This is a genomic window from Micromonospora cathayae (assembly GCF_028993575.1).
Taxonomy (GTDB): domain Bacteria; phylum Actinomycetota; class Actinomycetes; order Mycobacteriales; family Micromonosporaceae; genus Micromonospora; species Micromonospora cathayae.
This window is the reverse complement of the sequence record NZ_CP118615.1, coordinates 500081-514620: the sequence shown is the minus strand read 5'-3', so window position 1 is coordinate 514620 and position 14540 is coordinate 500081. Positions and strand designations below refer to the sequence as shown.

The 14540-nt window shown below is 72.0% G+C and carries 12 protein-coding genes; 7 read left to right on the top strand and 5 right to left on the bottom strand.

The annotated features are described in order from the left end of the window. The first annotated feature begins 1 nt into the window (after position 1). Complete coding sequence (thiC, locus tag PVK37_RS02315) at positions 2 to 1594, top strand: phosphomethylpyrimidine synthase ThiC (protein ID WP_275032015.1); 1593 nt, start codon at positions 2 to 4, stop codon at positions 1592 to 1594. A 63-nt stretch (positions 1595 to 1657) separates the two neighbouring features. Here thiC and PVK37_RS02310 read toward each other — a convergent pair whose 3' ends face one another. The 4 genes from PVK37_RS02310 to PVK37_RS02295 form a co-directional block, all read right to left on the bottom strand. Next, on the bottom strand, positions 1658 to 3664 hold the full coding sequence (locus PVK37_RS02310; RefSeq protein WP_275032014.1) for a hypothetical protein: 2007 nt from the start codon (positions 3662 to 3664) through the stop codon (positions 1658 to 1660). Between the two features lie 132 nt (positions 3665 to 3796). Continuing rightward, positions 3797 to 4093 carry a cupin domain-containing protein gene (locus PVK37_RS02305; RefSeq protein WP_275032013.1) on the bottom strand — a complete coding sequence of 99 codons (297 nt, stop codon included), beginning with the start codon at positions 4091 to 4093 and terminating at the stop codon, positions 3797 to 3799. Beyond that, complete coding sequence (locus tag PVK37_RS02300; RefSeq protein WP_275035338.1) at positions 4090 to 5040, bottom strand: LLM class F420-dependent oxidoreductase; 951 nt, start codon at positions 5038 to 5040, stop codon at positions 4090 to 4092. Before PVK37_RS02300 ends, PVK37_RS02305 begins: the two co-directional genes overlap by 4 nt. A gap of 2 nt (positions 5041 to 5042) precedes the next feature. Continuing rightward, positions 5043 to 5825 carry an ABC transporter ATP-binding protein gene (locus PVK37_RS02295; RefSeq protein WP_275032012.1) on the bottom strand — a complete coding sequence of 261 codons (783 nt, stop codon included), beginning with the start codon at positions 5823 to 5825 and terminating at the stop codon, positions 5043 to 5045. A gap of 272 nt (positions 5826 to 6097) precedes the next feature. Here PVK37_RS02295 and PVK37_RS02290 point away from each other — a divergent pair, with 272 nt between their 5' ends. Together PVK37_RS02290 and PVK37_RS02285 are read left to right on the top strand one after the other, a co-directional pair. After that, on the top strand, positions 6098 to 7132 hold the full coding sequence (locus PVK37_RS02290; RefSeq protein WP_275032011.1) for an ABC transporter substrate-binding protein: 1035 nt from the start codon (positions 6098 to 6100) through the stop codon (positions 7130 to 7132). Between the two features lie 80 nt (positions 7133 to 7212). Next, positions 7213 to 8058 (top strand): ABC transporter permease, encoded by an 846-nt coding sequence (locus PVK37_RS02285; RefSeq protein WP_275032009.1) that lies wholly within the window; start codon positions 7213 to 7215, stop codon positions 8056 to 8058. A 181-nt stretch (positions 8059 to 8239) separates the two neighbouring features. Here PVK37_RS02285 and PVK37_RS02280 read toward each other — a convergent pair whose 3' ends face one another. Beyond that, positions 8240 to 9421 (bottom strand): ABC transporter substrate-binding protein, encoded by a 1182-nt coding sequence (locus tag PVK37_RS02280; RefSeq protein ID WP_275032008.1) that lies wholly within the window; start codon positions 9419 to 9421, stop codon positions 8240 to 8242. Positions 9422 to 9864: 443 nt separating this feature from the next. Here PVK37_RS02280 and PVK37_RS02275 point away from each other — a divergent pair, with 443 nt between their 5' ends. The 4 genes from PVK37_RS02275 to PVK37_RS02260 are packed head-to-tail and all read left to right on the top strand — an operon-like array spanning position 9865 to position 14499. Continuing rightward, a complete protein-coding gene (locus PVK37_RS02275; protein WP_275032007.1) occupies positions 9865 to 13068 on the top strand; it encodes a sensor histidine kinase in 3204 nt (1067 codons plus the stop codon). After that, positions 13065 to 13472, top strand: a complete 408-nt coding sequence (locus PVK37_RS02270) for a roadblock/LC7 domain-containing protein (RefSeq protein ID WP_088982086.1) — start codon at positions 13065 to 13067, stop codon at positions 13470 to 13472. Before PVK37_RS02275 ends, PVK37_RS02270 begins: the two co-directional genes overlap by 4 nt. A gap of 57 nt (positions 13473 to 13529) precedes the next feature. Next, positions 13530 to 13895: a DUF742 domain-containing protein gene (locus PVK37_RS02265; RefSeq protein ID WP_145815484.1), complete on the top strand. Its 366-nt coding sequence runs from the start codon at positions 13530 to 13532 to the stop codon at positions 13893 to 13895. Continuing rightward, on the top strand, positions 13876 to 14499 hold the full coding sequence (locus tag PVK37_RS02260; RefSeq protein ID WP_275032006.1) for a GTP-binding protein: 624 nt from the start codon (positions 13876 to 13878) through the stop codon (positions 14497 to 14499). The genes PVK37_RS02265 and PVK37_RS02260 overlap by 20 nt, the downstream gene beginning before the upstream one ends. Positions 14500 to 14540 lie beyond the last annotated feature (41 nt).

The window sequence follows — 14540 nt, the reverse complement described above, 5'->3', positions numbered from 1 at the left end:
CATGCAGGCACGTCGCAAGGTCTACGTCACCGGGAGCCGGCCGGACGTCCGGGTGCCCTTCGCCGAGGTGGATCTGACCGGGGACAATCCGCCGGTCCGGCTCTACGACACGTCCGGCCCCGGCTCGGACCCGGAGGTCGGGCTGCCGCCGCTGCGCGGCCCGTGGATCGCCGAGCGGGGCGACGTGGCCCCGGTGCGCGGTGCCGGCACGCCGCTGGGCGGGGCCGACGGGAAACGGCCCACGCAGCTTGCGTACGCCCGCGCCGGGACCGTCACGCCGGAGATGGAGTTCGTGGCGATCCGGGAGGGGACGGCACCCGAGTTCGTCCGGGACGAGATCGCGGCCGGCCGGGCGGTGCTGCCGCTGAACGTCAACCACCCGGAGTGCGAGCCGGCGATCATCGGGAAGGCGTTCCTGGTCAAGGTGAACGCCAACATCGGCACGTCGGCGGTGACCTCCTCGGTGGCCGAGGAGGTGGAGAAGCTCACCTGGGCGACCCGGTGGGGCGCGGACACCGTGATGGACCTGTCCACCGGCAAACGCATCCACGAGACCCGGGAGGCGATCGTCCGCAACTCGCCGGTGCCGATCGGTACCGTGCCGATCTACCAGGCGCTGGAGAAGGTCGGCGGTGACCCGGTCGAGCTGAGCTGGGAGGTGTTCCGGGAGACCGTGATCGAGCAGGCCGAACAGGGCGTCGACTACATGACCGTGCACGCCGGGGTGCTGCTGCCGTACGTGCCGCTGGCGGTGGACCGGGTCACCGGGATCGTCTCCCGGGGCGGTTCGATCATGGCGGCCTGGTGCCTGGCGCACCACGAGGAGAACTTCCTCTACACCCACTTCCGCGAACTGTGCGAGATCCTGGCCCGCTACGACGTGACCTTCTCGCTCGGGGACGGGCTGCGCCCCGGGTCCATCGCGGACGCCAACGACGCCGCCCAGTTCGCCGAACTGCGTACCCTCGGCGAGCTGACCGGCATCGCCTGGGAGTACGACGTCCAGGTGATGATCGAGGGCCCCGGGCACGTGCCGATGCACAAGATCAAGGAGAACGTGGACCTCCAGCAGGAGCTGTGCCACGAAGCCCCGTTCTACACCCTCGGCCCGCTGACCACCGACATCGCGCCCGCGTACGACCACATCACCTCCGCGATCGGCGCGGCGATGATCGGCATGTACGGCACCGCGATGCTCTGCTACGTCACCCCGAAGGAGCACCTCGGCCTGCCGGACCGGGACGACGTGAAGGCCGGCGTCATCGCGTACAAGATCGCGGCGCACGCGGCGGACCTGGCCAAGGGCCACCCCGGCGCACAGTCCTGGGACGACGCGCTGTCCAAGGCCCGGTTCGAGTTCCGCTGGGAGGACCAGTTCAACCTCTCGCTGGACCCGGAGACCGCCCGCTCGTACCACGACGCGACGCTGCCCGCCGCACCGGCGAAGACCGCGCACTTCTGCTCGATGTGCGGGCCGAAGTTCTGCTCCATGAAGATCACGCAGGAGCTGAAGGAGTACGCGGCCCGCGGCATGCGCGACAAGTCAGACGAGTTCCTCGCCGCCGGCGGTCGGGTCTACCTCCCGCTGGCCTGACCGCCGGGAGACCACCACCCGTGCCGCTGGCCCGACGCACCGACGCGCAGGCAGCGCGCCCAGCTATCCGGGCTGCTGGTGCCGCCCGGCCGAGCGGAGGGTACGCCGGTCACTCCGGTCCTCCGGGGTGGGCTCCGGGGCCGGCTCCGGCTGGCTGAGCCCGGCGACCCAGTCGACGTACTCCTCGTCGTGGTCCGGTACGGGCGGCGACTCGCGCCCGTCGCCTGTACCGGAGTCGTCGTCCGGGCCGCTGCGCGGCCGGTTCCGTCGGAACAGCCCGCGCAGCCCGCGTCCCGTCCCGCTACCGGCCTGCCCCGCGTCGCCGGTACCGCCGTCCCCGGTACCGGAGGTGCCGGTGTGGTCGCCGCCGCCGTCGGTCTCCGTCCCACCGTCGGTGCCGGTGGCTACGCTGCCGGCCCTGCCCTCGCTGCCGGTGTCCACGTTGCCGGCACGCCCACCGTCGGTGCCGGTGCCGGTGTTTCCAGCCGGCGGGGCGGCGGGTGCCGGGGGACCAAGCCGGTCGAAGGCGTCCGTCTCCGGCGGGTCGTTCGGCTCGACCCTGGCATGCCGGCCCCGGCGGGGAGTCGGCCAGGCCGGTGTGCCCGGACCGGCCGTCGTGCCGGCTCCGGCCGGGCTCGGCCAGTCCAGTGCCGCCGGACGGGGCCGGGGTGCCGGCGGGTCAGCCGGCTCACCGGGTGTGCTGACCGGCCCCGGATCGGGCCAGTCGAAGTGGACCGGGAAGACCGGGCCGCCCGACGTGGAGGTCGGTGGCACGGCCGTCGACCGGGTATCGGCGGGTGCCGGCTGGTAGCCCCACGAGCCGGAACCGCCGTCGTCTGACCGGAGGTCGACGGATGCCGGCTGGTAGCCCCACGAACCGGCACCGGAGCCTGCACCGGCACCGGAGCCTGCACCGGCACCGGAGCCTGCACCGGTACCGGAGCCGGAACCGCCGTCCGGCCCGCCCGTGGTGGCGTCCGCTTCGGCCGGCGTGGCATTCGCTTCGGCCATGGTCGCGTCCGATCCGCGCGTGGCGGCGTCCGCTTGGGGAGTGGTCGCGTCCGCTTCGGGCGTGGTGCCGGTCGGCGGGACGGTGACCGCCGGAAGGGGCGGCAGGATGTCCGTCGGCGTGATCGCGTCGCTCGTCGACCGGCGACGCGCCAGCGTCGGCCAGCGCACCAGTGACCGGCCGCCCAGCGGTGGCCGGGTCAGCAGCGGCCAGCGCAGCGACGGACGGCGCAGCAGGGTGGCGGCGGTCGCCCCGAGCGCTCCGGTACCGACCGCGATCAGCGCGGCCCGGTACGGGGTGGACTGGTAGCCGTCCACACCGTCGCCCGGACCGGCGGTCAGGTAGGCGACCGCGACCAGCAGCGGACCGGCCACCCCGCTCACCCCGCCGACCAGTGGTGGCCGGTCGAGCCAGCGGGCCAGCCCGGCGACCGCCGCCCCGACCAGCAGCGCCAGCGTCGGCAACACCAGCATCGCCAGCCGCTCGGCCGTGGCCGGGGAGAGCCAGGCCGGGTCCACCGCACCCAGCCGTACGGTCGGCAGCGCCTCGGCCACGCCGAGCGACGGTACGACGGAGAAGAACGCGACGAGCCACAGCGACCCGGTGAGCGCGGCGAGGTTCCACCCCACCGGGGCGTACCGGAGCACGGCGACCGCGGCGACCGCCCCGGCCACCGTGCCGACGAGCGCGGCGGCGGCGACCGAGAGCACCGGGTCGGTGGCCGGCACCTGCGCGTTGCGGGCGGGAAGCATGCAGAGCGGGGCGACGACCGTAGCGCCCAGCGTGGCGGCGACCACCACGCTGACCTGGACGACGGTGCCGGTCGGCAGGTCGTCCCGCCGGGCGTACCGGTCGGCGAGCAGTGCGCCGGCCAGGGTGGCGACGGCGGCGAACCAGCCCACCCAGACGAGCTGCGCCGGCCACTGGTCGGGGGCCGGGCCGAAGGGCCGGGCGAACCGGAGAATCCCGAGACCGTACGCGACGCCGAGCTGACCGGCTCCGGTCAGCAGACTCACCCCGAGCGCCACCAGCACCGATCGTGCCCAGGTCCGATTGGCCATGTGCGGCACGTTACGGCCCGTCGCTCCCGATCGCCACCTTGACCAGCCATGGCGCTTACGGCGCGCCGTCCGGTCCGGCCCCGGCGTGTCGTCGGGCCCCGGTCCCGGTGTCACCGGTCCGGACGGCCGCTGCTACTTCAGCTCGACCAGGCGGGCCAGGTACGTGGTGTCACCCACGTTGGTGAGCATGTGCACCGCGCCCGGGTCCCGGTAGACCACCCCGCCGGTCGGTTCGTCGGCGTCGATCCGGGTGCCGTCGACGGTCTGGATGACGTTCTTCGCGCCCTGCACCGCGATCACCAGGTACGGGTGGTCGTGCCGGTGCAGCGGCTGCTGCTCGCCGGGTTCCAGCCGGATGTGCCAGACCCGGACCTTGTCGTTCTCCAGGATGACCTCCTGGCCGACGGGGGCGAGTTGCTCGGTGTTCATCGGCCGCCTCTCAGTTGGGGGAGCACCTCGCCGGCGATCAGGTCGAGGTGGTCCAGGTCGTCGAGTTCGATCAGCCGCAGGTGGACCCGGGTGGTGCCGATCGCGGCGAACTCACCGAGCCGGTCGACCAGCTGCGCGGGCGAGCCGACCACCGGGTCCTCCGGTGGTAGCGCGCTCTTGACGTGCAGCGGAGCCGCCCGCCGGCGGGCCTCGGCGTCGGTGCGTCCGATCGCCACCACGATCCCGGCGGAGAGCACCAGCGGCGCCCGTCCGGAACCGGTCCGGCCGTGCCGGTCGCACGCCTCGACCACCCGCTCGTACGCCGCGGCGGTCTCGGGCACGCTCCGGAACGGCATGTTGAACTCGTCGGCGTACCGGGCGGCGAGTTCGGGGGTGCGTTTCGGTCCCTTGCCGCCGACGATGATCGGCGGGCCGGGTACCTGCGTGGGCTTGGGCAGGGCGGGCGCGTCCACCAGCCGGTAGTGCTCGCCGACGTGGCTGAACGTCCCACCGGCCGGGGTACGCCACAGGCCGGTGATCACCTCCAGCTGCTCGGCCAGCCGGTCGAACCGTTCCACCACCGGCGGGAACGGGATGCCGTACGAGGTGTGCTCCCGCTCGTACCAGCCGGCGCCGATGCCCAGCTCGACCCGGCCGCCGCTCATCTGGTCGACCTGCGCCACCATCATGGCGAGCGGACCGGGCAGCCGGAAGGTGGCCGACGTGACCAGCGTGCCGAGCCGGATCCGGGAGGTCTCCCGGGCCAGCGCGGCCAGGGTCAGCCAGGCGTCGGTCGGGCCGGGCAGCCCGGGGTCGGCTCCCATCGACTGGTAGTGGTCGGCCCGGAGGAAGCCCTCGAAACCGGCGTCCTCGACCTGTCGGGCGAACCGGAGCTGGTCGTCGTAGGTGGCTCCCCGGTGCGGTTCGGTGAAGACGCACACCCGCACGGTCATCGTCCCTTCGGGCCGGCCGGCTCCGGCTCGCGTTCCATCAGCAGTTCGTGCAGGTCGGCGCTGACCCGGGCGACGTCGGCCAGGTGCGCGTTGCGGCCCAGGCTGCGCGGCCGGGGAATGTCCACGTCGACGATGCTGCGGATCCGGCCGGGCCGTGGGCTGAGCACGACCACCCGGTCGGCCAGCAGCACCGCCTCGTCGATGGAGTGGGTGACGAACACGACGGTGGCCGCGTTCTCCATGTGGACCCGCTGCAACTCGCCGGACAGTTCCTCGCGGGTGAGCGCGTCCAGGGCGGAGAACGGCTCGTCCATCAGCAACACCCGGGGCTCGGCGATCAGCGACCGGCAGAGCGAGACCCGCTGCTGCATGCCGCCGGAGAGTTCGTGCGGCAGCCGCTTCTCGAAGCCGGCCAGCCCGGCCATGTCGAGCAGGTCCCGGGCGCGTTCCCGGTGCCGGGCCCGGCTCCAGCCGAAGATCTCCACCGGGAGCAGGACGTTGTCCAGCACGGTGCGCCAGGGCAGCAGCGCCGGCCGCTGGAAGAGCATGGCGATGTTCTGCCGGGGCCGGGTGACGGGGGTACCGTCCACCTCGATCTGCCCGCCGGTGGTCGGCAGCAGCCCGGCGATCAGTCGGAGCAGGGTGGACTTACCGCAACCGGAGCGGCCCAGTACCGCGAGGAACTCACCCTCGGCGACCTCGAGGTTGATGTCGCGCAGGGCCTCGACCTGGCCGGAGCGGCCGGTGAAGGTGCGGGACACCCCCGACAGTCGTATCATCCGCCGCTCTCCCATCCCTGGTCATCCCGAGCCTCGCAAGGCTAGCGGCATCCCGGTGGGTTGACACCGTCCAGGGTGGACAACAATCTGTTGTCGTTCCGTAACCGGATCCACCTGGTGTCGCAAAGGTGACTCTCTCGTACGCTGTGCCGGCGAAGAGTCCCCCCGCGACGACGGCGCCGGTCCCCACCCCCTCTCACCACGGCGTCGTCTGGTTCGACAACTCCTCCGGTGGCCACCGCTACCGGTCTGGAAAGGACATGGTGCACAAAATGAGAAGGTTGACCCGTACGGTGGCCGCGACGGCGTTGGTCGCGGCTCTGGCTCTGGTCTCCGCCTGCAGCAGTGGCTCCGACTCCTCCGACTCCGGCAGCGGCGACGGCTCGAAGCTGCGGAAAGTGACGTATCTCACCTCGTTCGGTAACTTCGGGCGGGATTCCTACGCCTGGGTGGCGAAGGACAAGGGCTTCTTCAAGGAGGCCGGCTTCGAGGTCGACATCAAGCCGGGCCAGGGCACCGGCGGTGTCATCACCACCATCATCGGCGGTAAGGCCGACTTCGGCCCGATCGACCTCACCGGCGGCATCCTCCAGCTCGGCGGGGACGACCCGAAGAACAAGGAGTTCGTCGCGGTCGCGGCCATCCAGCAGCGCACCATGGCCGCCATCGTGACCACCCAGGACAAGGGCATCGCGTCCCCGAAGGACCTGGAGGGCAAGACCATCGCCGACACCCAGCAATCCGTCGTCCGGAACCTCTTCCCGACGTACGCGAAGCTGGCCGGCGTCGACGCCAGCAAGGTGACCTGGGTGAACGGCCAGGCCCAGGAGCTGATCGGCACGCTTGCCGCCGGCAAGGTCGACGGCATCGGCCAGTTCGTCGTGGGCGCCCCGACCGTCCGGGCGGTGACCAAGAAGGAGCCGGTCCTGCTGCCGTACAGCGACGTGATGACCGACCTCTACGGCAACGCGCTGATCACCTCCAAGAAGCTCGCCAAGGAGGAGCCGGAGACGGTGAAGCGCTTCACCGCCGCGCTGCTCAAGGGGCTGGAGTACAGCCTGGCCAACCCGAAGGAGGCCGGCGAGATCCTGGCTAAGAACGTGGACGCGGCCAACCCGCAGGCCGCCGCCGCCGAACTGGAGCTGATGGCCGCGTACGTCCGGTCCAGCAACTCGGGTACCGCCATCGGCGCGCTGGACAGCGGCCGGGTCGCCAAGAGCATCGCGATCCTCCAGGGCGCGGGCGCGCTCAAGCAGAACATCACGCCGGACCAGGTCGTCGACTTCAGCCTCGCGCCGAAGGCCTGACGGCCCGTACGGGGGTGGCCGTCGTCCCGACGGCGGCACCCCCGCTCGGCGTACCGGCTCCAGGCGAGGAGAAGAAGACAATGACCGATCTACAGGAGCGGGCCACGGAGCCCGCAACATCGAAGCCGGTCCGGGGTCCGACGGCCGCACGCCGTCTCGGCGCCGGGTCGGCGACCATCGGCCTGCCGCTGCTCGGCGTCGTGGTGGCCCTCACCGTGTGGTGGCTGGTCACCTCGGTGTTCCAGCTCATCCATCCGGCCTCGCTGCCGCCGCCGCAGAACGTGCTCCGGGCGCTGGCCGAACACCGCAGCCTGCTCCTGGAGGCCGCCGCGACGACCACGATGTCCACCGTCGTCGGCTTCCTGATCTCCACCGTGGCCGGCGTCCTGATCGGGCTGGCGCTGGCCGCCTCCCGACCGGTGGAACGGATGTTCGCGCCGCTGCTGGTGGCGGTCAACGCGGTACCGAAGATCGCGCTCGGGCCGCTGCTGGTGGTCTCCCTGGGCTGGGGGCAGAAGCCCATCCTCACGATGGTGTTCCTGCTCTGCTTCTTCCCGATCGTGCTGTCCACCGCGACCGGGCTGACCACCACCCCGGCCGAACTGGCCGAGCTGGCCCGTTCGCTGAACGCCTCCTGGTGGCAGGCGTTCCGCAAGGTGCGCTTCCCGGCGGCCCTGCCGCAGATCTTCGTCGGGCTGAAGGTGGCCATGCCGCTGGCCGCCATCGGCGCGGTGATCGGGGAGTTCCAGGCCGGTGAGGGCGGCCTCGGCTACCAGATCCTCCAGTTCAACGGCATCGGCGACTACTCGACGTCCTGGGCGTCGATCGTGCTGATCGCGGCGATGAGCATCCTGCTCTACTTCGCGCTGGTGCTGGCCGAACGGCTGGCCCTGCCCTGGGTCCGCGCCACCACATCCAGCCGCTGACCCACCCCGAACCGCCCAGCGAGGCCCGGTCGACCGGCAACCCCCCCCGTCGACCGGCAACCCCCCCCGTCGACCGTCCAACCCCTCAGCTCGACCCCAGGTGTGCCCCGCCCCCGCCCGGCGGAGGGATCAAGCCTGACCGCCCGGAGCCGGGCGGGGGCGGGGCACACCCACCCACCACCTAGCCGGCCAACCGCCAGCGACCACCCTGGGCGACCAGCGTGGTCAGCGCCTGGGGCATCAGCCCGGAGTGGTTGTCCGGGGTCATCCGGATCGGGCCGGACAGGCCGTCCATCTGGGACGTCTCCAGGATGTCCCGGATACCGTCCCGGTCGACCCGGCCGGGCTCCCCGCCGGCCCGCAGCTCGGCGTCCGCGATGAGCTGCACGGCGTCCGCGGCGAACGAGGAGAACCCGTGGTACCCGCCGAAGCGGGCGGTGTAGTCACGGAACCACTGCCGTCGGGCGGCCTTGGCGGGGGTGGTGGCGATCACGTCGTCGATCACCATGGTCTGGGTGAAGACCAGGGTGGCCTGCTCGGCCGAGCGGGCCGAGGAGCCGAGGAAGAGTTCGCCGGCCGCCGCCGCGTCGAAGTACAGCGAGCCCTTGAACTTGGCCTCGGTGGCTGCCGTGGCGGCGAGCATCGCCTGCTCCGGTGGCGTCCAGAGGACCATCGCGGTGGGCTTGCGGTCGACCAGCGCCTGGACCGGCTGGCTCACGTCGGTGTCGGTGCCCTTGACGGCCTGGGCCGCGACGAGTTTGATGTTGGCCTTGGCGAACTCGGCGCTCAGCGCGGTCTGGCCCTCCCGCCCGTAGTCGTCGTCGCTGTGCAGCAGGGCCGCCTTCTTGACGCCCCGCCGGACCAGCTCGCTGGCGAGGGCGGAGGCGCTGTCGGCGGCGTTCGGGGCCAGCTTGAAGACGTACGGCCGCTCGGCGACCGGGTTGGTGATCGCGCCCGACGGGGCCAGGGCGATGGTCGGCACCTTCTTCTCGTTGATGGTGCGGACGGAGGCGACCGCGCACTCGTTGCAGCCGCCCATGATGATCGCGCTGACCGAGGAGTCGTTGCCGAAGTCACCGATGTTGCGCTGCGACTCCGCGGCGTCGGAGCGGTTGTCCTTGATCCGCAGCTCGACCTTGCGGCCGCCCAGGGCGCCGGAGGCGTTCAGCTGGTCGCGCTTGAGTTCCAGGGCGCGCTGGTACGCCTTGCCGACGGGGGCCTGGGCGCCGGAGAGTTCGAGGTCGGCGCCGATCACGATGGGGCTGGTGTCCTGGGGCTCCTCGCCGAGCTGGCAGCCGGTGAGCGTGGTGGCCAGGACGACTGATGCGAGCGCCGCGGTGGTCACGGAGCGGATGGGGCTCAACTTGGTCCTCCAGATGCGGGTGGGCGTTGCCCGATCCCCGCTATTACCGTCCTCGGTGGAGAGACGGGATGGGTCTGCCGTACGGTGTGCGCGAAGCCTGCAAAACCTTGCCAATGCCAGGCCCCCGTGGTCAAGCTGCGGATGGCCGAGGTGTTTCGGGATAGCCGTCCCACATGTTGGCGGTCCCCAAGGTTTGCAAATGCTCACTTAGCAGAAGCGGACGAACACTGTGGATCATCTGCCCTGATCAGGGCCTTGCGGAAATGAAGGTAATCGTTGACCACTTCAGCGGTTGAGTGCTGTCCTACCGTTTCCTGTCTCACTGTGGCTTCCCAAATCAGATCTTCTCTGATGAAATCGCGGCCGAGCCGCGCGCGGCGCTGTCCGCTGCACCAGGCGCGGGTCGGCGGGTCAAGCGTGGAAGAAACGACGGAGGCGATGTCGTGAGCACCGCACCTACGACCCTGCCCGAGAGCGGTCAGCCAAACCAGGACAAGCGACGGCGCCGGCTCCCCCGGCTGCGCGACGCGCGGATCCGGTCCAAGCTCGCGCTGATCCTCGTCGTCCCGGTCGCCGCGGTCATCGCGCTGGCGACGGTACGGCTCATCTCGGTCGGCGAGGGCGCGTACGAGGCCAACCAGGCCCGGTCGTTGACCGCGCTGTCGGTCGACATCTCCGCGCTCACCCAGGACCTGCACCGGGAGCGGATGGCGGCGGCGACCTACCTGGCCGTGCCGACGTCGAAGCCGGACTCGTACAACCTGCACGTGCGACGGACCGACCAGCGGGTCGCGCAGTACACCGCGCAGCGCCGGGAGATCGGCGAGGTGCCGGCGGCGGTCCGGGACCGGCTGCGGATCATCGACGACCACCTGGCCACCCTGAACACCACCCGTCAGGAGGTGCTGAACCGTGGCGACCGGCAGATGCCCGTCTCCGCGGTCGTGCTGCGGTACGGCGTCGTCCTGACCGACCTGGTCGGCTACGGTGACGCGCTCGCCCAGCTTCCCGGTGACGGCGCGCTAGCCGACAGCCGGCGGGCGGTGGCCGCGTTCAGCCGCGCCAAGTCGGCGGTGGCGGAGGAGGAGGCGGTCGCCTTCACCGCGCTCGCCACGAACCGGGTCGACCAGGAGCAGTTCTCCTCCTTCGTCGCCACGCTGACCAGCCAGCAGGAGGCCCTGCTCGCCTTCTCGCTCGCCGCCGACCCCGCCCAGCAGGCGCTGGTCGACAGCACCGTCACCGGTGACGCCGTGGTCCTCGCCGACCGGGTGGCGGCCGACATCAGCCGCTCCGTCGGACAGCGGGCCCTGGTCGGGGCGGACGACGCGACGTTCGCCATCGGCGCGGTCAACGACCTGATGCGCTGGACCGAGGGGCAGCTCCAGGACCAGTTGCTCAACCAGACCGACCAGGCCCGGACGGCGGTCATCCGCCAGGCCGTCATCGAGTCGCTGCTGGTGCTGCTCACCCTCATCGTCGCCATCACGCTCGCCGTGGTGCTGGCCCGGTCGCTCAACCACTCGCTGCGCCGGCTCCGTGAGGGCGCGCTCTCGGTGGCGAACCACGACCTGCCCGAGGCCGTGAAGCGGCTGCAGAACATGGGCAACGCCGGTGACAGCGGCGTGGAGGAGGTCGTCCGCGAGGTCCGCGACCCGATCAAGCTGACCAACAAGGACGAGGTGGGCCAGGTCGCGCTCGCCTTCAACGTGGTCCACCGCGAGGCGGTTCGGATCGCCGCCGAGCAGGCCGCCCTGCGTAACAGCGTGTCGGCGATGTTCCTCAACCTGGCCCGCCGGTCGCAGACCCTGGTCGACCGGATGATCGGCGAGCTGGACGCGATCGAGCGTGGCGAGGAGGACCCGAAGCGGCTCGCCCAGCTCTTCGAGCTGGACCACCTGGCCACCCGGATGCGCCGCAACGACGAGAACCTGCTGGTGCTCGCCGGTGCCGACTCGGCGGTGCCGCGTCGCGACGACGCGCTCCTGGTCGACGTGCTGCGCGCCGCGCAGTCCGAGGTCGAGCTCTACAACCGGATCGAGTTCGGCACCGTCGACACGGACATCTCGGTGGCCGCGCACGCGGTCAACGACGTGGTCCGGCTGGTCGCCGAACTGCTCGACAACGCCACCCGGTTCTCCCCGCCGACCACCACCGTGGTCGCCGACGGCCGGCGCATCCGCGACTACGTCCTGATCCAGATCGAGGACCGCGGCCTGGGCCTGACCGACGAGCAGCTCGACTCGCTGAACCGGCGGCTGGCCGCCCCGTCGAGCGTGGACGTGGCCGCGTTCCGGCTGATGGGTCTGGCCGTGGTCAGCCGACTGGCCTCCCGGTACGGCATCCGGGTCGAGCTGCGGCGCAACGTGGAGGGCGGCACCGTCGCCCAGGTCACCCTGCCCAACTCGACGGTGGTGCTGCCGCAGACCCGGGGCCGGGACCAGGCACTGCCCCGGCCGCGTCAGCCGCTCGCCGTCGAGCAGTCCCCGCTCAACACGTCGTCCCCGCTCCCCGAGCCGCTGGCCGGCGGGGCGCGGACCTCGGCGGCCACCCTGACCGGTGACCCGTGGCGCAACTCCGGCCCCACCCCGACCCAGTGGCCGGCGACGAACGAGAACCGGGACACCGGGCCGACGGTGAACGTGGGTGGCCCCACCACCGCCTCCCCGAGCCTCGGCGGGTCGCTGTTCACCCCGGTCCCGCCGGCCCAGTCGACCAGTTCCAACGGTGCGCTCGCCGGCACGCCGACCACCGCGTTCCCGACGCTCAACCCGCTGCCGCAGCGTTCCCCGGGCACCGGTCCGGCGACCTCCGCCCTGCCCGCCGGGCCGGTGGCCGGGCCGGTCGCCACGCCGGCCGGTCCGACCACGCCGCTAGGCGGGCCGACCACCCCGTTCGGCGGGCCGACCACGCCGCTCACCGGCCCGGTCATCCCGCCGGCCGGTCCGACGACCCCGCTGGCGGTACCGGCGGCGACGCCGGGCGTGCCCGCGGTGCGCCGTCCGGACGAGCCGGCCGAGGCCGCGCCGATCTTCCGGGAGATGGAGACCGCCTGGTTCCGTTCCCACGGCAACGACGCGACCGCCATCTTCGCCCGGCCCCAGTTCGACCAGGACACGGCGGTGAGCAGCCCGGTGGTGAGCAGCCCGGTGGTGGCCGCTCCGAAGGCCGAGGTACCCCGGCTGCCGGGCCGTACCCCGGGGGCCACGGTCACCTCGCCGTCGCAGCCGCCGCCCCCCTCGTACACGCCGCCCCCGCCGCCGGTGACCCCGGTGCCGGAGCCGGTGGCGACCCCCGCCCCGATCCCGGCCCCGGCCCCGACGCCGGCCCCCGCGCCGGTGGTCGAGGTCACGCCGAAGCCGGCGTCCAACGCGGACGCCTGGCGGACGGCGGCGGACGACGGCTGGTCCCGGGCGGTCAAGGCCGCCGAGCCGACCGTCGCCGGTCAGACCCGGTCCGGGCTGCCCAAGCGGGTGCCGCAGGCCCAGCTCGTCCCCGGCGGCGTCGAGCCCAAGGGCGGCCGGGACCGCAGCCGCCGCACCCCCGACGAAGTACGCGGTCTGCTGTCGGCCTACCACCGCGGTGTGCAGCGCGGTCGGACGGCCGGTGCGGACCTGAACAGCGATTCGACCAAGGAGACGAGCCGATGAACAGGCCAGCGGCTATGCAGGACATGGGTTGGCTGCTCACCAACTTCGCCGACAGCGTGGCGGGCATCGCGCACGTCGTCGCGGTGTCGGCGGACGGGCTGCTGCTCGCCTCCTCCCGGGACCTGCCGGCGGACCGGGCCGACCAGCTCGCCGCCATCACCTCCGGGGTGGTCAGCCTGACCGAGGGCGCCGCCCGGATGTTCAGCGCGGGCGGGGTGCTCCAGACGGTCATCGAGATGGACAGCGGATACCTGTTCCTGATGTCGATCAGCGACGGCTCGTCGATGGCGGTGCTCGCCGCCCGCAGCTGCGACGTCGGTCAGGTCGGCTACGAGATGGCGCTACTGGTGGAACGGGTCGGGGCGGCGCTGGTGCCGCTGCCCCGCGAGGCCGTGGTCCGGTAGTAGCCGCAGACGATTCCGGTGCCGACAGGCGGCGCCGGTGGGAGGAGGTGATCGCGAATGGACCGGAGGCGAGAGGACCCGCGCGGCGCGTTGGTGCGTCCGTACGCGGTCACCCGGGGACGAACGGAGCCCCGTCAGGACATCGCCCTCGAGGCGGTGATGACGGCCAGCCCCACCGCCGTCGCCGAGTCCCGTTTCGCCGGCCACGACAAGCACCGCATCGCCACGATCTGCGAGGGGCGCCCGCAGTCCCTGGCCGAGATCGCCGCGTACACCCGGATGCCACTGGGCGTGGCCCGGGTGCTGGTCGCCGACATGGTGGCCGAGGGTCTGCTGACGCTACACACTGCCGCTCCCGCCGAGGCGTACGAGGAGCGAATGGAACTGCTTGAGAGGGTGCTAAGTGGACTTCGCAGGCTATGACCCCGCCGGGGCGCGCCGTAACCGAGGTATCACCTCCGCGAAGATCGTGGTCGCGGGCGGGTTCGGCGTGGGTAAGACAACCCTGGTCGGCGCGGTCTCGGAGATCACCCCGCTGACCACCGAGGCGGTGATGACGGCGGCGGGTGTCGGCATCGACGACCCGTCCAAGGTCCCGGGGAAGCAGACCACCACGGTCGCCATGGACTTCGGCCGTATCACCATGGCCGAGGACCTGATCCTCTACCTCTTCGGCACCCCGGGTCAGACCCGGTTCTGGTTCATGTGGGACGAGATCATCAAGGGTGCGGTGGGTGCCGCCGTGCTGGTGGACACCCGCCGGATCACCGACGCCTTCGCGCCGTTGGACTACTTCGAGAACCGCAACCTGCCGTACGTGGTGGCGCTCAACCACTTCGACGGTGCGCCCCGCTACGACCTCGAAGAGGTCCGCGAGGCGCTGGCGATCTCGCCGCAGGTGCCGCTGATCCTGACCGACGCCCGGCACCGGGAGGCGGTCAAGCAGGTACTGGTGACCGTGGTGGAGCACGCCATGCTCCGGCTCCAGGCCGAGCACGGCCGTGGCTTCCCCACCCCGGTCGGCTGAGTTCGTAGGGCAAGGAAGGGGCTCCTGCCGACGCCTGGTGC

Bases quoted from the DNA above. Each gene is read 5' to 3' on its own strand.
- PVK37_RS02270 (WP_088982086.1), top strand. From the start codon at position 13,065: ATGAACAGGCCAGCGGCTATGCAGGACATGGGTTGGCTGCTCACCAAC.
- PVK37_RS02310 (WP_275032014.1), bottom strand. From the start codon at position 3,664: ATGGCCAATCGGACCTGGGCACGATCGGTGCTGGTGGCGCTCGGGGTG.
- PVK37_RS02265 (WP_145815484.1), top strand. From the start codon at position 13,530: ATGGACCGGAGGCGAGAGGACCCGCGCGGCGCGTTGGTGCGTCCGTAC.
- PVK37_RS02285 (WP_275032009.1), top strand. From the start codon at position 7,213: ATGACCGATCTACAGGAGCGGGCCACGGAGCCCGCAACATCGAAGCCG.
- PVK37_RS02295 (WP_275032012.1), bottom strand. From the start codon at position 5,825: ATGATACGACTGTCGGGGGTGTCCCGCACCTTCACCGGCCGCTCCGGC.
- PVK37_RS02290 (WP_275032011.1), top strand. From the start codon at position 6,098: ATGAGAAGGTTGACCCGTACGGTGGCCGCGACGGCGTTGGTCGCGGCT.
- PVK37_RS02305 (WP_275032013.1), bottom strand. From the start codon at position 4,093: ATGAACACCGAGCAACTCGCCCCCGTCGGCCAGGAGGTCATCCTGGAG.
- thiC (WP_275032015.1), top strand. From the start codon at position 2: ATGCAGGCACGTCGCAAGGTCTACGTCACCGGGAGCCGGCCGGACGTC.